Below are 19135 nucleotides of genomic sequence, written 5' to 3'. Positions count from 1 at the left end.
TTGCTAAACCCTTCCCGCCAGCGCCGCGACCACACGCGACAACCCGACCCCGTTCGAACCTTTTATTAGCACCGCATCGCCGGGACGAAGCATCGTTTCGATCGCATCGCGCGCCGCTGCGGCGTCGGGCACATGGACGAGTTCGAGGCGTCCCTCAAGCGTGCGCGCGAGCGGCGCCATCCCTTCACCGACGAGAACCAACGCTTCGACGCCCGCCGCCAGGATCGGATCGGCCAGCCCAGCGTGAAAGTCGTCCGCCTGATCGCCCAGCTCGCGCATTTCGCCCAGCACCGCGACCCGCCGTTCGGCCTTGATCTCCGCCAGTACGGCCAGCGTCGCGTCCATCGACGCTGGGTTGGCATTATAGCTCTCGTCGATCACCAGCGCTTCATCCGAACCCACCGGCACACTGAACCGCGCCCCGCGTCCGGCCAGCCCGTCCATTTCGGCCAGCGCCAGCCCCGCCTGTTCCAGATCGCCGCCCGCCGCATCGACCGCCGCCAGCACCGCCATCGCATTGGCCACCCAGTGATCGCCCGCCTGCGACAGGGTGAAGCCCAATGTCCGATCCGCGCCGATCTGCGCCGTCACATAAGTGCCGCCCGGCTGACCCGGCAGAATCTCGATTGCCCGAACGTCGGCCCCCTCGCCCAGCCCGAACGTCACCACCCGATCGGCATGAAGTTCGGCGGCGGCGATCAGCCGGTCGCGGTGCGGGCTGTCATAGGGCACGATCGCTGTGCCGCCCGGCTCCAGCCCCTGGAAAATCTCGCCCTTGGCGTCGGCGATGGCTTCCTCGCTGGCGAAGAACTCGGTGTGCGCAGGCGCGATCGTCGTCACCAGCGCGATGTGCGGGCGCACGATATGCGTCAGCGCGACCAGTTCGCCGGCATGGTTCATCCCCATCTCGAACACGCCGAACTTCGCTTCACGCGGCATGCGGGCAAGACTTAGCGGCACGCCGGTGTGGTTGTTATAGCTCTTGACCGAACGATGCGCCGCACCGGGGTCCATCCGGTCGAGGCATGCGAACAGCGCCTCTTTCGTCCCGGTCTTGCCGACCGATCCGGTCACGCCGATCACCACGCCGCCCATCCGCTTGCGCGCGGCCCGAGCGAGATTGTCGAGCGCCACAATGGTATCGTTGGTCAGCACATGCGGGTGCGGCGTTTCGACCGAAACCACCGCCCCTGCAGCACCGCTCACGAACGCCTGATCCAGAAACCGATGCCCATCGGTATTGTCGCCGGTCAGCGCGAGAAACAGTGCCCCCGGCCCGACTTCGCGGCTGTCGAACGCCACCGCCTCAACCGAGAAGTCGGCAGATGCCGTCCCGCCGGTCGCAGCGGCGATTTCGGCAGAGGTCCATAACGGTTCACTCACGCCGCCGCCTCCCGCGCCACGGAGACATCGTCGAACGGCAGCACCCTGTCGCCCACGATCTGCCCTTGCTCATGCCCCTTGCCCGCGATCAGCACGATATCCTGCGATCCGGCCTGTTCGATCGCGGCAAAGATCGCCGCACGCCGGTCGCCAATCTCGGTTGCGGTCGAGCAGCCCTTCATCACCTCCGCCCGGATCGACGCCGCATCTTCACTGCGCGGATTGTCGTCGGTGACGATCACCACGTCCGCACCGGTGCAGGCCGCCTGCCCCATCGGCTCGCGCTTGCCGGGATCGCGATCGCCGCCAGCGCCCAGCACGATGATGAGCCGCCCCGCCGCATGCGGCTTCAGCGCCGCAATCGCTGCCTCGATCGCGTCGGGCGTGTGTGCGTAATCGACATAGACCGGCGCACCGCTGCGGCTGATTGCCGCGCGCTCCAGCCGCCCGCGCACCGGCTGCAACCGCGCCAGATTGCCCAGCGTCGTCGCCACGTCGCCCCCGGTCGCAATCACCAGCCCGGCCGCCACCAGCGCGTTCGCCGCCTGATACGCCCCGATCAGCGACAGCCGCGCAACATGCTCGACCCCGTCCACCGCGATCGTCAATTTCTGGTCGAGCAGCGTCGGCTCACGCGACACCAGCCGCAGCGTGTCGCCATGCTCGCCCACCGTGACGATGCGGTTGCCGCGCATCCGCGCGATATCGATCACCCGCTCCGAATGCGGATCGTCGGCCCACACCACCGCCGTGCCACCCGGATCGAGCACATCGGCGAACAGCCGCAGCTTGGCGGTGAAATAATCCGCCATGTCCTTGTGATAGTCGAGGTGATCGCGCGACAAATTGGTGAACGCCGCCGCCGCGACCGGCAGTCCTTCGGTGCGATATTGCGACAGGCCATGGCTCGACGCCTCGAACGCCAGATGCGTCACGCCCTCGCGCGCCAGCCCCGCGACGTTGGACAGGAACGTCACGACGTCGGGGGTGGTCAGCCCGGTCGATACCATCTCCCCCGCCGTCGTCACGCCCAGCGTCCCGATCGACGCGGCGTTGTCTCCGGCCATGCGCCACAATTGCCGCACCATCTCGACCGTCGACGTCTTGCCGTTGGTGCCCGTCACCGCGACTGAAGTCTCCGGAAACGGCGCGAAGAAGCGCGCAGCGACGCGCGCAAACTCGGTGCGTGGATGGTCGGTCGCAATATGCCGTGCGCCCGCAACCGTAACCTCCGGCCGCGCGACCACGGCGACCGCGCCGCGCGCGACCGCCTCGTCGATAAAGTCCTCACCGTTGAAGCGGACCCCGCGAAACGCGCCGAACACGGTTCCCGGCGCGACCTTGCGGTGATCGATGGCGAAGCCGGTGACGATGGTTTCCTCGGAGCCTCCGGTCAGCTCCCCCAGCTTCATTCACCCGCTCCGGGCGCGACGATCGGCGCGGCAGCCGCGGTCTGCGCCGGCTTCTTGTTCTTCGGCTCCGCGCGCCACAGCAACGGAACGAGATCCGCGACATTCACGTCGCGCGCCTCGTCCGGCACCACGCCCAGCATCGCGCCGGTACGCATGACCACGCGGTTGACGACGGGCGCGGCGGTCCAGCCCGCAGTGGACTGTCCGGCCGATTGGGCATTGCCCACGGGGGAATCGAGCATCACCAGCACCACATAGCGCGGCGCGTCCATCGGGAAAGCCGCCGCGAAGGTCGATACGTTCTTATTGCGTTGATAACCGCCCGCGCCCGGCACCTCCGCTGTGCCCGTTTTACCACCCACGCGATAACCAGCGGCATCGGCCTTGCTGCCCGATCCGTGCGTCACAATCAGCCGCAACAGCTGCCGCATCCGCGCGCTGGTCGCCTCGGAAAACACGCGGCGACCGGCCGGTGCCTTGCCCGGTTCGATCCGGCGCAGCGTCGCGGGACGCCACACGCCGCCATTGACCAATGTCGCATAGGCGCTGGCCAGATGCAGCGGCGTCACCGCGATGCCATGGCCATAACCCGTGGTCATCACCGTGGTGCGCGCCCAGTATTTGGGCCAGATCGGCCCGGCCAGACCGCCCAACTCGACCGTCGGCTTGTGATCGAAGCCCAGCCGCCGGAACATCGTCTCCATCCGTGCCTTGCCCATTTCGTCTGCGATGCGCGCGGTGACGATGTTGGACGAATGGATCAGCGTCTCGGGAATGTTCATCCAGCGGTTCTGCGCGTGCAGGTCGCGGATGCGGAAGCCCCCGACGTGCAGCGGTGCGGTCGCGTCGTATCGTTTGCCCATCGATGCGGCGACGCCGCTCTCGATCGCCATCGCCATCGTCAGTGGCTTGAACGTCGATCCCAACTCGTAAACGCTCTGCGTCATGTTGTTGCGGAAATGCTCGGGGTTCGCGCCCTTGATGTTGTTGGGGTTGAACGTCGGCAGCGACGCCATCGCCATCAGTTCACCGGTTGCGACATCCATGATGACGCCCGCCGCGCCCTTCGCCTGAAAGCTGGTCATCGCCTGCCCCAGCTCGCTTTCCAGCGCCGCCTGTGCACGCAGATCGATCGACAGCGCCACCGGCTGACCGCGCATCGCCGGGTCGGTCAGCTGCTTGTCGAGCGCCAGCTCCATGCCGGTCACGCCCTTGCCGTCGAAATCGACATAGCCCAGCGTGTGCGCCGCCAGCATCGCCTGTGGGTACAGCCGCTGCGGTTCACGCGCGAACTCGATCCCCGGCTCACCCAGCGCATGCACCGCCGCCACCAGCTCGGGCACTGCGCGACGCTTCAAATAGGTATAGCGCGCATCGTCTTTCAGGATCGCGGCATACTCGCTGGCGCTCTTGCCCGGCAATGTCGCCGCCAGCAGCCGCGCCAGTTCATCCTTGTCGCCGATCACCTTGCCCGGCCGCACCGCGATCGACCAGGCGTCGATCGTGCGCGCCAACGGTGCGCCATTGCGGTCGACCAGATCGCCACGCAACGGCACCAGCATCGCATTGACGCTGGGCGTCACCACCGGCTCCGCAAACAGCGCCAGCAACGCCAGCCGCCCGACGATCACCGCGATTCCCGCCGCGAACAACAATGCCAAGATCATCAGCCGCACATGCGCGACCGCAAGTCCCGCGTGCCGGGCACCCGGCCGCGTGCGATTGCGCAGCGCAGGGGCGACGAGGACTGTCACCGGACCCGCTTCGCCTCCGCGCGCACGCCCTGCATCAGGTCGCCGAAGCTTGAGTCCTTCAACAGCTTGCTGTCGAGTGCAGCGACCGCTTCGTCCTTCACACTTGCGGCGGCGGCGCGAACCGGCTTGGCAACCACGCTGGCGAGCGTGTCGGATCGTGCGACGGCAGGCTTGGTCACGGCTGCCGCGACCGTCGCCACAGTCGCCGGCGCAATCGCATCCGACGCCGTCTGCACCGCGCCGGTCATCATCTTGGGCACGCCCTGCGGCACCACCATCGCGGCATAGCGCTCGGCCAGCCCGTCACCCTCCAGCGGGCGCAGCGACGCCAGTTCGGCATCGCCACTCAGAAACTGAGCCGGGGTCGGCGCGGTATAGCGCATCACGTCGCCGTTCCAGCGCTCCAGCTGCGCCAGATTGGCGCGCGTGTCGAACTCGGTTTCAAGGCCCCGAATATCCTTGCGCGCCTTGACGATGGCGCGCTCCATCGCTTCGACCCGCGTGCGCTCACCGGCGACTTGCGACGACACCATATAGCATCCCGGCGCGACCACCACCCCGGTCAGGAACCACCCGAACCCGCTTAACGCCTTAACTGCCATTGCCGCCTCCTATGCTCGTCCAGGCGTCAGCCGACGTGCGCCGCGCGACGCGGAGCGTCGCGGACCGGGCACGCGGGTTCGCCGCAATTTCTGCATCGCCTGCACGCACCGCCTTGGCCGGCGTCTCGAAACTCGGCGCACGCGCCGCGACCGCCGCCGGGCGATGCCGCGATCCGGCTGGTTCGCTCCCCGAGCGTTCGCGCAGGAATTTCTTGACCATGCGGTCTTCCAGGCTGTGGAACGTCACCACCGCCAGCCGCCCGCCGGGCTTCAGCACGCGCTCCGCCGCCGCCAGCCCCTCGGCCAGTTCGTCCAGCTCGCGGTTGATGTGAATGCGGATCGCCTGAAACGTCCGCGTCGCCGGGTCCTTCTTGTCGTTCGGCTTATAGCCCAGCGCCTTGCGCACCACGCGCGCCAGTTCACCCGTGCGGGTCAGCGGACGTGCCATGACGATCGCCCGCGCCACCCGGCGCGACCGCGGCTCATCGCCATAGTTGAACAGCACGTCGGCGATCTCGGCTTCGTCGGCTTCGTTGACGAAATCGGCGGCGGTCATGCCCTCCGCCGCCATGCGCATGTCGAGCGGCCCGTCGCTCTGAAAGCTGAACCCGCGCCCCGCCTGGTCGAGCTGCATCGACGACACGCCGATATCCATCGTCACGCCATCGACCGGGGACAGGTCGCGCGCCTCGAGTTCGCGGTCCAGCGCCGAAAACTGCGCCGCGATCAGGATCAACCGCCCCTCGCTCGCCTTCAACAGAAGTTGGCCGCCCTCGATCGCGCTTGGGTCACGATCGAAAGCGGCCACCTCGGCACCCCGCTCGAGGAACGCGGTCGTGTAGCCCCCTGCCCCGAAGGTCGCATCGACATGCCGCTCGCCGGGGGAAATCGCGAGCGCGTCGACCACTTCGGCCAACAGGACGGGGACGTGCGGGGCGCCGGTCACAGCACCACCTTCTTTTCGTCGAGATAAAAGCGGCACGCGTCCTTCATGCCCTCGGGCGCGGTCGGATGATCCAGCAGGGTTTTTGGATCCCAGATTTCGATGACGTCGCCCACGCCATAAAAGAACGCATAACCCGATTTGGCGATCTTGCCGCGCTTCAGATGCAGTCCGGGCATGACGAAACGGCCGGAGGGGTCAAACCCGATATTCTCGGGCGTTCCGATGCCCTCCCGCATGATGTTGGCGTCCGCACGCCCGCGATCACCCGCAAAGGCCATTGCACGCTGCTTCAGTTCGGCATGCAGTTCATCGAACCAGGGTTCGTCATAGGCGACGAGGCACGGATCGCTCTCATGCGTCGATACGATGGCGACGCGCGCTTCCTTGGTCTCGACGGGGTGGCCGCTATTCTTCTCCAGCGTAGCGCGCAGGGTGGACGGGATGGCGACACGACCCTTGTCGTCCACCATCTGCAATCCCACACCTCTGTAGCCGCTACGTCCCACGCCTGCCCCTCGCTGGCAGACAAACCTTCCCCGTCCCCGGAAGCACGCCAAATGACGCGCCCCGGACCATCTCCGGCTGACGATAAGGTTTCCCTGTTAACCAGCGGCGTATCGCATGCGCCGTTGGTTTTCAATGCCTCAACTCGGGATTCTATGGGTTTTTGCCCCACATCTTGCCAGATATGGGATGTGTATTAACTATAGTCTTTAATTGATCTCACTATGTTCCGCGGCAAACCATGGTCCTCCGCTTGCGCAGGACAGCATTGCGCGGGTCGCGGGGACGATGTGGGGCAATTTCCCGTGAATATCCGGTCGCGCGCCATCAGATCGCGCGACTCGTCACTTTTCGGGGATTGGATAGGGGGTGATTGCCGGAACCGGTGTTTCGGCAGTGCGCGGCGCGATGCCCAGTTCGGCGATCGGTTCGTCCTTCGCCATCGCCGTGTTGCCGGTGACGCCATCGGTCATGTTGGCGACGACATCGGCGGACGGTGCGCCATCGGCGACGACCGGCCCTTCTTTTTCAGCGGATGTAAAGATCGCGCTGGCCACCCCGATCAACAGCAACACGGTGGCAAGACCGGTCAGGCCAACGCGAACGCGCTGCATGCTGTGCTGAGGATCAGACGGAAGCGATTTCATAAGCTGTGGTATAAATGTAACGCCTTAACAGCCTTTTGCGAACCCCTGTTTTTCGCTTGATTCAGTCGCGATCCAGCCACGGAAAAACCGGCAACCCCTTCGACCGCAGCCAGTCCCGATCGTACAGCGTTGAAAGGTAACGGAACCCGGTGTCGCACAGGATCGTCGCAATTCGTTTGCCCGGCCCCAGTTCGCGCCCCAGTCGCACTGCGCCCGCCACGTTGATCCCCGACGACAGCCCCAGGCACAGCCCTTCCTCGGCCAGCAAGCGGCGTACCCACTCCAGCCCTTCCTCGTCCGAAATGCGGTATTGCGTGTCGATCGGCGCGCCGTCCAGATTGGCGGTGATCCGCCCCTGCCCGATCCCCTCGGCCACCGAAGTCCCTTCGGCCTTCAACTCGCCCTCGGCATAGTAACTGTAAAGGGCGGCACCGTGCGGATCGCTGAGCGCGATGCACACCTTCTCGTCCTTTTCCTTCAGCCCCAACCCGACACCGGCAATCGTGCCGCCGGTCCCCGCCGAACAAGTAAAGCCGTCGATCCGCCCATCCATCTGCGTCCAGATTTCCTCGGCGGTTCCGACGATATGCGCGCGGCGATTGGCGATATTGTCGAACTGATTGGCCCAGATCGCGTTCGGCGTCTCCTCCGCGATCCGGCGCGACGTGTGGACGAAATGGCCGGGATTGGAATAGGGCGCGGCCGGCACCAGCACCAGTTCGGCCCCCAGCGCACGCAGCGTGTCCATCTTCTCGCGCGACTGCGTCTCGGGCATCACGATGATCGTCTTGTAACCCTTGGCATTCGCCACCAGCGCCAGCCCGATGCCGGTATTGCCCGCCGTCCCCTCGACGATCGTGCCGCCCGGCGCGATGGCCCCGCGTTCCTCGGCATCCTGCACGATGAACAGTGCCGCGCGGTCCTTTACGCTCGCCCCCGGATTGGCGAACTCGCACTTGCCGAAAATGTCGCAACCGGCCGCCTCGCTCGGCCCCTTCAACCGCACCAGCGGGGTGTTGCCGATCAGCGCGAGCGTATCCTGTGAAACTAGCATGGGCGTAAGATAGGCACGGCACCCGCGCGCCCGCAAGCAAGTGAAACTATGCCGCCACCCCCGCCGCCTTCAGATGCGGCCCAAGCCGCCCGCTCAGCCACAGGGCAAACATCCGGTAATCGCTCACCAGCGACCAGGTTGGATAGGTGAAGGTCGCCGGCCGGTTTCGCTCGACCGTGAAATGCGCGCCCCACGCAAAGCCATATCCGAACAGCGGGATCGCCAGAAACCACCACGAACTCACCCAGATTCCCGCCGCCAGCGCCACGAACGTCAGCGCCGTCCCGGCATAATGCAGCGCCCGCGTCTCCGGCTTCGCATGCTCGCGCAGATAATGCGGCCAGAACTCGGCATAGCGGGTGATCGCGCGGGTCATGGCGGGGAGGCTATCGCGCATCGTGCTGGCGCTCAAGTGCGACGAATGGTATAACCTTCAGGACCGGAGGTATAAAATGGGCGCGCAACTCAATATCAAGGATGCCGAAACGGTCGAACTCGCTCGCACGCTCGCAAAGCAACTTCACAAGAGCGTGACCGAGACAATCAAGGAAGCCATTCAAGAAAAGGCGCAACGTCGAGAAGCTGAGATTGAAGAGGCGATCCGCAAGGTCAAGGAAATCAGCACCCAGTTTCGTGCGGAGATGCCGCTCGAATGGCATGGCAAGACTTCCAAGGAAATCATGGACGAAATCTACGATGACGATGGCTTGCCAAAATGATTGTCGATACGTCGGCGATCATGGCGATATTGCTGGATGAACCGGAACAAGAGCGTTTCGTCCGTGCCATGATGCTGGCCCCTTCACGCCGAATATCCGCAGGCGGATGGATTGAACTTTCAGTCGTGCTCACGAGACGAAAGAATCCCGACCTCGATTCCCGGCTCGATCAACTTCTTGAAGTTACGCCCGTCGAAATCGCGCCGGCCAACGCAGATCAGGCGCGGATCGGTGCGGCGGCCTATCGACGATATGGCCACGGGTCGGGCCATCCGGCGGATCTCAACTTCGGCGATTGCTTCGCCTACGCCCTTGCCAAATCCACCCGCGAGCCGCTGCTCTTCAAGGGCGACGACTTCATCCACACGGACATCACCCCCGCCGTCTGATGTCCGACCTCAAATCCAGCTTTCCGCCCGTCGTGGCGCCGGACACCCGCCTCCTGATCCTCGGCAGCCTGCCCGGTGACCGCTCGCTTGCTCAGCGTCAATATTACGCGCACCCGCAGAACCAGTTTTGGCGTCTCGTCTCCGCCGTCGTCGACCGTGACCTGACCGCCCTCCCCTACGAAGCCCGCCTCGCCGCACTGCTCGAAGCCAAAATCGGCCTGTGGGACGTCGTCGCCAGCGCCCGTCGACCGGGCAGCACCGACGCCGCGATTGCCGACATCAGCCCCAACGACGTCGTCACCCTCGCCGCCACGCTCCCGCAACTCCGAGCCATCGCCTTCAATGGGGCAACCGCGCACAAGCACGGCATCCGTCAGCTTGGCCCGACACGCCACCCACTGATCGCTCTCCCCTCGTCCAGCCCGCTGCACACCATCGGCCTCGCCGCCAAGCTTCCCGCGTGGCTCGCCCTGCGCGATCACCTGCGTTAGGGTCCGGCCATGCGCCCCACCCTGCTCCTCGCCGCCGCCATACTCGCGCTTCCCGCGGCCGCGCAGGACTGGCCCGCAAAACCGGACCGCAAACCGCTCTCTTCTCGCGCGCAAAAGCTCACCGCGCCGGGCTATTATGTGAAGGGCGACGACCTCGATGTCATGGCAAAGGAACTCGCCGCCTGTCAGACACCGCCCGCCAACCCGGACTATTGCGCGACCGTCATCCTCAAGCTCGCGCGCGGTTATGAGGCATCCGACCGTCCGATGATCGCCGCCGCGGTCAATACCACGCTCGCGCGCTTCCCCGTCGATCCTTTCCCGCTGCTCACGCTCCGCAGCACGCCCGCCGGCGACCGCGCGGCGGGACTCGACGCTTTGGCGCTGGCACAGGACAAGACCGGCAGCGAAAGCGAGTTCGCCTGCCGCAATATCCGGGTCCAGCTCGCGCTCAGCATCGCGCGCTGGCGGATGGGTGGGATCGCAGTGCCGCCGTCGCGCGACGACGCCATCCGCCATTGCGGCCCCGACAGCGCCGAAGTCCCCGCCGCCGCCAACGCCACGGCCGTGATCTTCGGCACGCGCTTCGGCACCAGCCCCGATCTGCTGCAAGCCGCGACTTACGCCCACACCGACGCCTTGCGCATCTTCGGTCCCGACGACAGCCGCACCGCCATCGCCGCCGCCAATCGCGGCGCGCTGATGCTCAAAAGCGGCAGCCACGCCGCCGCCGAACCGCTGCTGCGCGCCGCCTATACCCGGCTCGAAGCCCTTGGAGACCGCCCCGCTACCCTCGCCGCGCTGGTCCCCCTCGCCGAACTGCTGGTCGAACTGAATCGCAGCGACGAGGCGCGCGTGTTGATCGCCGGGCAAGCCGCGCGCGACCCCGCGGTCGGCGGTCCCGCGCTCCACATTCGCGTCCTCACCACCCGCGCCCGCCTCGCCGCATCGCATGACGACGCGCTGAAACTGATCGACGAAGCCATCGCGCTCGCCCGCGCCGCCGCCGCCGAAAAGCCCGACCCCGTCCTCATCGCATTCCAGCGCAAACAGGTCGAAAGCCTCGGCACCGCGTTCAGCGGCATGGACATGTTTCAGCGCAGCATCGACGAAGAACGCAAGGAACTTGAACGCACCGCCAACGCCCGCCTCGCCGAAACGCTCGTCGCCCGCGCCGAACGCGCCTTCGTGGCAGGCAAGCCAGCCATCACCCGCGACAGCGCGCGAGAGGCCAAGGCGCTCGACGGCAGCCTGTATCGCGCACCGTTGTTCGAGGGGCTGGCATCGCTCGCACTGGGCGAAATCGGCCCTGCGGAATCACTGTTCCGCAGCGCCGCCACCGCGCAACTGCCGCCCAACCATCCCGACCGCATCCTGATGGCGATGGGCCTGACCTATTATATGCTCGGCTGGAGCCCGACCTATGCGCCCTGCTATGCGCGCAAGGCGACGCAGATGGCGCTCGCCCGCCTCGACACCGACCGCGCCGACAGCAACGACAACACCGCCCAATTCCGCAGCTACGCGCCGCTGTTCCGCCTGCGCGTCGTCGCCAGCTGGGCTTCCGCACAGGGTCAGGCGCGGTCCTCGCTGACCACCCCGCGCGAATGTCCGGGCGGGTCGATGTGACCGATCCCCAGCTTTTTCGCGTCACAAGATTGTAACAATTCAACGGATCGGGCATCGGGCCACAAACCGGAGAGCCTGACATCCGCCAGATTGCCGCCTTGCCCTACCGCACCGACGGGACCGCCATCGACGCGCCGGTGCGCATCCTGCTGGTCACGTCGCGCGGCACCGGTCGCTGGGTGATACCCAAGGGGAACGTCCCGGCGGGCAGCACCCCACATGCCGCCGCCGCCGCCGAAGCCGAGGAGGAAGCCGGCGTCATCGGCGCGGCCTGCCCCACGCCGATCGGCAGCTATCGTTATCGCAAGCAACGCGGCAACGGCGCGTCGCTGATGGCCGATGTTCAGGTGTTCCCGCTCGCCGTCACCACCGAACTCCTGAAGTGGAAGGAACAGCATCAGCGCGAGCGCCGCTGGTTCCCGCTCCATGAAGCCGCCAATCTGGTGGATGAGCATGATCTGCGCGACCTCATCCGCAGCTTCGGCGCATCCGAATTCAATGCGGCCACGCGCCGCCCCGGCATGCTCACTGCCGACGCACGCTCCGGCGGGCGCACCGCCGCTACCGAAAAATCAAGGGTCAGTCACATGTTCGGTTGGTTTCAACGCCTGCTCCCCAAAAAGGGCAATTTCTTCGAACTGTTCGAGGCGCATGCGGTGACCATCACCGCCGCCGCCGACGCGCTGTCGCGGCTGTTCCAGGGCGGCGGTGCCTCCGCTGACCATATCCGTGAGATCATGGAGCGCGAGCACGACGCCGACAACATCATCCGCGAAGTCCTCCAGACCGTCCGCAAGACCTTTCTCACCCCGTTCGACCGCAGCGCGATCACGTCGCTGATCGGCGCGATGGACGATGCGATCGACGAGATGCAGGCCGCCGCCGGCGCGGTCGATCTCTACGAAGTCACCGAGTTCGAGCCCGAAATGCGCGACATGGCCGCGATCATCGTCGACGCCGCGCGCCTGACTGCCGAGGCGATGCCGCTGCTCCGCGACGTCGCCACCAATGGCGCGCGCCTGCACGAGCTGACCGAGCGCCTCGTCCGCATGGAGGGCCATGCCGACGACATCCACGACGCCGGGGTCAAGCGCGCGTTCAAGCAATATGGCGGCGGCGACACGATGAAGTTCATCGTCGCGCGCGAAATCTACAAACACCTCGAACGCATCGTCGACGCGCTGGAGGACGTCGCAAACGAGATCGACGGCATCGTGATCGACCACGCGTAATGCATGAACTCGCCTTCCCGCTCCTCGTCGGCCTCATCCTCATCGCGCTCGCGTTCGACTTCCTCAACGGCCTGCACGATGCCGCCAATTCGATCGCCACCGTCGTCGCCACGCGCCTGCTCGGCCCGGTTCAGGCCGTGCTCTTCGCCGCCTTCTTCAACTTCGCCGCCTATTTCCTCACCCTCGCCTTCCCGCAATTGCACAAGGTGGCGGAGACGATCGGCAAGGGGCTGATCGACCAGGACCTCGTTACCCCCGCCGTCGTGTTCGGCGCGCTGATCGGCGCGATGTTCTGGAACGTGGTGACGTGGCTGAAGGGTATTCCATCCTCGTCCAGCCACGCGCTGGTCGGTGGTCTCGTCGGCGCGGGCGTCGCGCATGCCGGGTTCACCGGCATTCAGTGGAGCGGCCTCAACAAGACCCTCATCGCCATCGTCCTCTCCCCGCTGCTCGGCATGTTGCTCGCCATGCTCATCATGCTCGCCAGCAGCTGGGCGTTCCGCAACGCCAGCAACCGCACGGCGGAAAAGAGCTTCCGCCGCCTCCACCTCGTCTCCTCCGCCGCCTATTCGGTCAGCCACGGCCTGAACGACGCGCAAAAGACGATGGGGATCATCACCGTCCTGCTCTATTCCACCGGCTATCTGTCCGGCGAGTTCCACGTCCCCCACTGGGTCGCCATCGCCTGTTACATCGCCATCGCGCTCGGCACGCTGTCGGGCGGGTGGAAGATCATCGAAACGATGGGCAGCCGCATTACGAAACTGTCGCAGCATCAGGGCTTCAGCGCCTCCGCCGGCGGATCGGTGATGGTCTTCACCGCCTCGCTGCTCGGCATCCCGGTCTCCACCACCCACACCATCACCGGCAGTATCATCGGCGCGGGCACCGCCCGCCGCGTCAGCGCCGTGCGCTGGGGCGTGGCACAGAATGTCATCGCCGCCTGGGTCATCACCATCCCCGCCTCCGCGGCGGTCGGCGCACTGTTCTATATGCTCACGACGTTGTTGTGACGCGGCGCTGCCGTGACGTCAGGAACCCGCCAACGGCTCGGCGGTTACGCTCCCGACACAAAGGAAGCCCCCCGATGCCCGCAACCGACGAACCCACCCAGCTGCTGATCCAGTCGAACAAGGCCGACGTCATGCCCGTGAAAACGCGCGACGGCGACAAGCTCGGCTATGTCTATGCCTTCATGATCAACAAGCGGACCGGTCAGGCGGTCTATGCCGTGCTGACGATCGGCGGCTTTCTCGGGCTGGGCAAGGCCTATTACCCCATCCCGTTCAGCCTCCTCCAGTTCGACCCCACGGCGGACGCCTATGTCGTAACGATCGACCGCCGCGTGCTGGAAGGCGGCCCCAGCTGGGCCAACAACGCGCCGCTGTTCGATCAGGCCTATGCCGACCGCGTCGCCAGCTATTACGATGTGGGCAAGGAAGACCTGACGCTCGTCGGGGTCACCGCACCGATCGCCTGAACGGAGTGAACAGCGCGCGCGACCTGACCCTGTCCCTGCTCGCCGCGCGCGCACCCGACGCGACGATCTGCCCCAGCGAAGTCGCCCGTGCGCTGGTCAGCGCTGGCCCCGACTGGCGCGACGCGATGCCACAGGTCCACGCCGCGATCGACGGGTTGCTGGGTGAAGGGCTGGTGCAACTGAGCTGGAAGGGAAAGCCATTGGCCGCAAGGTCAGGTCCGTACCGGATCGGCCACCCGCAACGCTGAATCAACCCTTCCCGATATCCATGCCCTCACCCCCCACGCCCGTCACCCCGGCCTTGTGCCGGGGCCCACCGGGAGGCAGCGATATGGCATCAAGGCTCAAGCATCGCCGGTGCAGCGCCGTAGGCCCCGCCACAGGGCCGGGGATGACAGATCACGCAATACGCGTGCCGACAGTCCCTACCCCGCCACCCCCGCGCGTTCCTGATTCAACCGGAACAGCCGCGCCAGCATCTCGTCATCGCTCAGCGTCCCCGCGCGCCAGTCGTCACCCCAGCCATGAGCATCGGCCACCACCGCATCCAGCGCGGCATGTGGGTTAGCCAGCCACTGCGGACGCGCATTGTACAGGTTGGTCAGCGTGCGCTTCTTCAGTTCCTTCGCCGCATCCTCGTCCTTCGACAGAATCCGGTCGGGATAGCCCGCCACCACCTCCGGCTCCCGCACCAACAGATCGGCGGGGCTCAGCCAGTTCTCGCGCAACTCGTTCAGCCGCGCGGCGGCGGCAGCGATGGTCTATTCAGGCAGAAAGCCGAGTTCATACACCATCGGACGCAGCTTCGCCCCAAGTACCGCATAGGCGGATTTAAAGGGGTCAAAGTCGGTCAGTTCGGTTTCGCCATACGCTTCTAGCGCGCGGCGGATTTGATACCAGCCAGCATCCGCGCGGCCCAACTTATACTCGTCGCGAATTTTGCGCGGGAATTGCGTGGTGTGGAAGCGGGTCCACAGCTTCCGTCCCTCGTCCAGCACCGCCGTTGCTTCGGGTGAGAACGTTATGTCCGCCATATGTCGGACCATGAAGTCGCTTTCGAACCGACCGCCGGCGCCGACTTCGTGCTCGGTGAAAGGAATAAAATGGTTGACCAGCGACCAGTCGCGATCGTTCCATTTAAAGCCATCGGCCCCGGCGGTCAGGTTGCTGCCGTTGAACAGCATCCAAACGAGGCAGTCCGATTTGAACGTGTCGGGCAGCGGCTGCGACGGCTGCAGGAACTGGTCGCGGTCGTTGAGCCAAGTAGGCTTGATGAGGCGACGGACGGCGAACACCACAGCGGCTTGGGTCAGGTTTTCGGCTGTGAGATAGACGCCCCCGCCGTTGCCACCGGTGTAGATTGACGAGGTGATCAGTGTCTCGATAGCCGAATGCTGGAGATCGTTATTGCTCGCGTAGAGGTAACCGACTGAACCGGCGTACTGACGCTTTAGACGTGGGTTTTTTGAAACCTTCAGCGCATTTGATAACGGCAAAGCTGGCCCCCCGTTTGGGCGCGTTTTTGCCATCCACAGGTTGAGAAGCGTGCCGGTCGGGCGTGCTAAGTATTGCTTTTCGTCAATTAAGGCACCGTGCCGATCAAATACGCTAACCGGGACCTCGGCAACTGGTTGCTCTTTGCTCGTATCCCAAATGAGAAACCCAATCGGAAAATCTCCGTCGAGCCCGTCAAATGCTCGACTATGGACAACAAATCCGTCGAGATACTTCGCCTGCCACACCCGTCTAAATGGCTCGAAGTTTGGTGCGTTTACATACTTGAGCGTGCTGAACATTGCGAGGTTCGCGCTTGGCAACTCGTGGCGGATGCGGATCAGAAACTGTGTAAATAACTCTTTGCTCGCGTAACCGACATTCATCTCGCGCATCCAACCGTTGATACGTGTTTTCTCGACACCGATCTTGTTCTCATCACCCCTAGCAATGCCCGACCCACTCTCCGCATAAGGCGGATTGATCAACACCAGGATCGGTTTCGCGCCCTTCTTACCCGCACGCGCATCGGCAATCGCCTGCCGCAACTCCATCGGCACCTTGTTCGACAGCGCATAATCGATCTCGCCGAAATCGGTCACGTCGTCGTTCAGATAATCATATTGGAAAATTGTTGCGCCGACGCAGGTCTTGCTCGCGCGCATGATATCGATGTCGGCCTGGTCGAGCGTCGACATGAATACGTTGCGATAATTGCTGTGCTTGACCTCCAAATTGCCGACCCCGGCGCACATATCCCATACGATATAGCGGTCCTGCCAGTTTGGCCCCAGCGTGGCGACGAGCAACTCATAGGCTTTGTCGACAATATGCAGCGGCGTGTAGAACGCGCCCTTGAACTTCTGTTCGTCGATCGGCAGCAAACTGTCGCGTCGTTCGAGCAAATAATGCCGGTGCTTTGCTTCGGGCGGGCGGTGATAGATCGCCCAGAAATTGCGATAGCCGCGGTCGCTCGCGAGTTCGTACTGCTGGCCGTTCAACAGGAACACCGGCTTCGCGCCGTTGAACAACAGGCGCGCGGGCAGGTTGGTCATCGCCTCGCTGGCGCCATCGTGCATAATGTCGGCAAAGAACAGCACCGCGTAATCGGCCGGGTTGACCGTCCCAAGCTCGACGCCGACCATTGCCACCCACTTGTCAAACACCGGGCGCAGATTGTCGGGGGTGATCGGCGTGCGGATGATCCGCCCCTCGCGCACGGCATCGCGCACCGCCTTTACGAATTCGGCTTCGTGCTGCGCAATGTCGTAAACGACATGATGCGTCTCGACATAGGGGGCGATCTGCGCCGCAAGCTCCCTGCCCGCCGCCGATCCGGATTTGGGCCAGACGATCGTTTTGTCATCCAGAAGGGCCAGCGCCTTTTCGGTCGGCATGATCGCGGCCTTGGTGCGGTCGATCACCGCCAGAAACGCCGGAATCGGTTCGCCGCGTTTGCGTGCTGCCCGCACATAGACGAGCAATTGCGCGAACATGATAAGGGGCGGGGTCGGTGCGTCCTTTGCCTCAAACCAGATTTCATCGGTCTGAATATCGACCAGCCCTTTGAAAACGCCCTTCAGGCCAAGCGCAGCAATATAGGCGTCCTTGACATCCTCTTCGGTTTTCGCGCGGGCCAGCGATGCAAACAGGCTCATCGGTGTTTCTTCGAACAACGTCGAAACAGGATGTTTGCCGACCGTTCCGTCAATTCGGATTGTCGCCATTTGGTCAGGAATTCGGTCGGGGTCATGTCACTTGATAGCGCAGCCCCGCCTCAAAACAACTTTCCTACAACGTATCGCCCCGGCTATGATTTCTCGGCTCTTTGACATTGCAAACGCCATTCGCCCGCTCGCACGAAGCAGGTGTGACTTTTGGGACTTTCCGCGCCATTGGCCCGGTTGTCACCCCCGCGTAAACACCGCGATTGTGTCAACCGCTCCCCTCCACGGGCCGTCAACTTCGTCAATGCCGCGACAACGTGACTTTGGCCAAATGTTCTGCTATTGTTCCACCATGCCCAATGCGGCCGACCTCATCCTGCCACCCCGCCCGCTGCGCTGGCTGTTCCTCGATCTGAACAGCTATTTCGCCAGCGTCGAGCAGCAGTTGAACCCCGATCTGCGGGGTAAACCGATCATCGTCGCGCCGGTCGACAGCGACACCACCGTCGCCATCGCCGCCTCGGTCGAGGCCAAGAAATACGGCATCGGCACCGGCACCCCCGTCTGGGAAGCCAAACGCCTGTGCCGCGACATCATCGTCGTTCCCGGTGCCCATGAGAAATATGTCGAGTTCCACCAGATGATTGTCGACGAAATCTGGAAGCACATCCCCGTCACCGCCGTCTGCTCGATCGACGAAGTCGCCTGCCGCCTGCTCGATAACGAGAATGACGAAGCCACCGCCACCGCGCTCGCCCACCGGATCAAGGCGGGGATTCGCGCCAATGTCGGCGAATGCCTGACCTCGTCGGTCGGCATCGCCCCCAACCGCCTGCTCGCCAAGCTGGCGTCGGACATGCAGAAGCCCGACGGCCTGACCATCCTGCGCGGCGAGGAACTGCCCGGTCGCCTGTTCGGGTTGAAGCTGCGCGACATCGCCGGGATCGGCGCGAAGATGGAAAAGCGCCTCGCGCAACAGGGCATCAACGACATCGGTCAGTTGTGCGACCGCCGACCGCGCGATGCCGGTTCAGCCTGGGGTGGGGTGAACGGCGACCGGCTGTGGTATCTGCTCCACGGGTTCGACTTGCCCGAAAAGCCGACGCAAAGCCGCACCATCGGCCACAGCCACGTCCTGTCCCCACGCAAACGCGGCCTCGAACCCGTCCGCCTCACCGCCCGCCGCCTTGCGCTCAAATCCGCCAGCCGCTTGCGGCGCAAGGGTTATGCCAGCCGCCTGCTCGTGCTCCACGCCCGGTTCGAGGACGACAAGTCGACCTGGCGCACTTCGATCAAGCTGCCTTCGACTCAGGACAGCTTCACCGTCCTCGCCGCGCTCGATTCGATCTATCCCCGCCTCGCCGCCGCCGGTCGCACCCGCCCCGGCGGTTTCGCCATCCGGATGATCGGCGTGACATTGGCGGAAATCGCGCCGCTGCACGGCGAGCAGGAATCGTTGTTTGCCGCACTCGACCCCAACGACCCGCTGGCCCGCGAAACCCGCACCCTGTCACTGAGCAAGGCGATGGACCGGATCAACGAGAAATTCGGACGTCATGCCGTCTCGGTCGGACCGATGGACGGGAGCCGCAGCGACCGCGTGGGTACGAAAATTGCGTTCGGACGCATCCCGGATCTGGACGAATTTCACGAATGATGCCCCAAGCATTTCTTTTGCGGCGCAAAATGGATTGCTGCCCGGCATAACGTGTCTCTTGACGTCAAATGCCGC

Annotated in this window: 20 protein-coding genes; 9 read left to right on the top strand and 11 right to left on the bottom strand. The window is 64.7% G+C overall.

Features of this window, described 5'->3' with window-relative positions; translation table 11 throughout:
* Positions 1–3: 3 nt before the first annotated feature.
* The 9 genes from U1702_RS02035 to U1702_RS01995 form a co-directional block, all read right to left on the bottom strand.
* Positions 4–1383 carry a UDP-N-acetylmuramoyl-tripeptide--D-alanyl-D-alanine ligase gene (locus U1702_RS02035; protein ID WP_332721608.1) on the bottom strand — a complete coding sequence of 460 codons (1380 nt, stop codon included), beginning with the start codon at positions 1381–1383 and terminating at the stop codon, positions 4–6.
* Complete coding sequence (locus tag U1702_RS02030) at positions 1380–2795, bottom strand: UDP-N-acetylmuramoyl-L-alanyl-D-glutamate--2,6-diaminopimelate ligase (RefSeq protein WP_332721606.1); 1416 nt, start codon at positions 2793–2795, stop codon at positions 1380–1382. Before U1702_RS02030 ends, U1702_RS02035 begins: the two co-directional genes overlap by 4 nt.
* Positions 2792–4549, bottom strand: coding sequence for a peptidoglycan D,D-transpeptidase FtsI family protein (locus tag U1702_RS02025; protein ID WP_332721604.1), 1758 nt, complete (start codon positions 4547–4549; stop codon positions 2792–2794). The genes U1702_RS02030 and U1702_RS02025 overlap by 4 nt, the downstream gene beginning before the upstream one ends.
* The gene (locus U1702_RS02020; protein WP_332721602.1) at positions 4546–5151 is read right to left on the bottom strand and encodes a hypothetical protein; all 606 of its coding nucleotides are present in this window, start codon (positions 5149–5151) and stop codon (positions 4546–4548) included. Before U1702_RS02020 ends, U1702_RS02025 begins: the two co-directional genes overlap by 4 nt.
* Positions 5141–6097 carry a 16S rRNA (cytosine(1402)-N(4))-methyltransferase RsmH gene (gene rsmH, locus U1702_RS02015; RefSeq protein ID WP_332721600.1) on the bottom strand — a complete coding sequence of 319 codons (957 nt, stop codon included), beginning with the start codon at positions 6095–6097 and terminating at the stop codon, positions 5141–5143. Before rsmH ends, U1702_RS02020 begins: the two co-directional genes overlap by 11 nt.
* A complete protein-coding gene (locus tag U1702_RS02010) occupies positions 6094–6567 on the bottom strand; it encodes a division/cell wall cluster transcriptional repressor MraZ (protein WP_332721599.1) in 474 nt (157 codons plus the stop codon). The genes rsmH and U1702_RS02010 overlap by 4 nt, the downstream gene beginning before the upstream one ends.
* Positions 6568–6945: 378 nt before the next feature.
* Positions 6946–7215 (bottom strand): hypothetical protein, encoded by a 270-nt coding sequence (locus U1702_RS02005; RefSeq protein ID WP_332721597.1) that lies wholly within the window; start codon positions 7213–7215, stop codon positions 6946–6948.
* Positions 7216–7309: 94 nt separating this feature from the next.
* A complete protein-coding gene (locus tag U1702_RS02000; RefSeq protein ID WP_332721596.1) occupies positions 7310–8302 on the bottom strand; it encodes a cysteine synthase A in 993 nt (330 codons plus the stop codon).
* Between the two features lie 46 nt (positions 8303–8348).
* The gene (locus U1702_RS01995) at positions 8349–8678 is read right to left on the bottom strand and encodes an Mpo1-like protein (protein ID WP_332721593.1); all 330 of its coding nucleotides are present in this window, start codon (positions 8676–8678) and stop codon (positions 8349–8351) included.
* Here U1702_RS01995 and U1702_RS01990 point away from each other — a divergent pair.
* From U1702_RS01990 to U1702_RS01955, 8 genes are all read left to right on the top strand, one after another.
* Positions 8662–9021, top strand: a complete 360-nt coding sequence (locus U1702_RS01990; protein WP_332721592.1) for a type II toxin-antitoxin system VapB family antitoxin — start codon at positions 8662–8664, stop codon at positions 9019–9021. The genes U1702_RS01995 and U1702_RS01990 overlap by 17 nt on opposite strands.
* Positions 9018–9410 carry a type II toxin-antitoxin system VapC family toxin gene (locus tag U1702_RS01985; RefSeq protein ID WP_332721590.1) on the top strand — a complete coding sequence of 131 codons (393 nt, stop codon included), beginning with the start codon at positions 9018–9020 and terminating at the stop codon, positions 9408–9410. Before U1702_RS01990 ends, U1702_RS01985 begins: the two co-directional genes overlap by 4 nt.
* Positions 9410–9901 (top strand): DNA-deoxyinosine glycosylase, encoded by a 492-nt coding sequence (locus tag U1702_RS01980; protein ID WP_332721589.1) that lies wholly within the window; start codon positions 9410–9412, stop codon positions 9899–9901. Before U1702_RS01985 ends, U1702_RS01980 begins: the two co-directional genes overlap by 1 nt.
* 9 nt (positions 9902–9910) lie before the next feature.
* Positions 9911–11530 (top strand): 14-3-3 family protein, encoded by a 1620-nt coding sequence (locus tag U1702_RS01975; RefSeq protein WP_332721587.1) that lies wholly within the window; start codon positions 9911–9913, stop codon positions 11528–11530.
* Positions 11531–11628: 98 nt separating this feature from the next.
* Positions 11629–12762, top strand: a complete 1134-nt coding sequence (locus U1702_RS01970; RefSeq protein WP_332721585.1) for a DUF47 family protein — start codon at positions 11629–11631, stop codon at positions 12760–12762.
* On the top strand, positions 12762–13775 hold the full coding sequence (locus U1702_RS01965; protein ID WP_332721583.1) for an inorganic phosphate transporter: 1014 nt from the start codon (positions 12762–12764) through the stop codon (positions 13773–13775). The genes U1702_RS01970 and U1702_RS01965 overlap by 1 nt, the downstream gene beginning before the upstream one ends.
* Before the next feature lie 74 nt (positions 13776–13849).
* Positions 13850–14242, top strand: coding sequence for a PRC-barrel domain-containing protein (locus U1702_RS01960; RefSeq protein ID WP_332721582.1), 393 nt, complete (start codon positions 13850–13852; stop codon positions 14240–14242).
* 5 nt (positions 14243–14247) lie between these two features.
* A complete protein-coding gene (locus U1702_RS01955; protein ID WP_443026797.1) occupies positions 14248–14490 on the top strand; it encodes a DUF3253 domain-containing protein in 243 nt (80 codons plus the stop codon).
* Between the two features lie 177 nt (positions 14491–14667).
* Here the strand turns inward: U1702_RS01955 and U1702_RS01950 are convergent, their stop codons facing one another.
* Positions 14668–14970 (bottom strand): hypothetical protein, encoded by a 303-nt coding sequence (locus tag U1702_RS01950; RefSeq protein ID WP_332721580.1) that lies wholly within the window; start codon positions 14968–14970, stop codon positions 14668–14670.
* Between the two features lie 33 nt (positions 14971–15003).
* Positions 15004–17463 (bottom strand): hypothetical protein, encoded by a 2460-nt coding sequence (locus U1702_RS01945; protein WP_332721578.1) that lies wholly within the window; start codon positions 17461–17463, stop codon positions 15004–15006.
* Between the two features lie 292 nt (positions 17464–17755).
* Here U1702_RS01945 and U1702_RS01940 point away from each other — a divergent pair, with 292 nt between their 5' ends.
* Positions 17756–19060 carry a DNA polymerase Y family protein gene (locus U1702_RS01940; RefSeq protein WP_332721576.1) on the top strand — a complete coding sequence of 435 codons (1305 nt, stop codon included), beginning with the start codon at positions 17756–17758 and terminating at the stop codon, positions 19058–19060.
* Positions 19061–19135: the final 75 nt, after the last annotated feature.

This window comes from Sphingomonas sp. LT1P40 (assembly GCF_036663835.1).
Taxonomy (GTDB): Bacteria; Pseudomonadota; Alphaproteobacteria; order Sphingomonadales; family Sphingomonadaceae; genus Sphingomonas.
The sequence above is the reverse complement of the archived record's forward strand: the minus strand, read 5'-3'. Positions and strand labels throughout refer to the sequence as shown.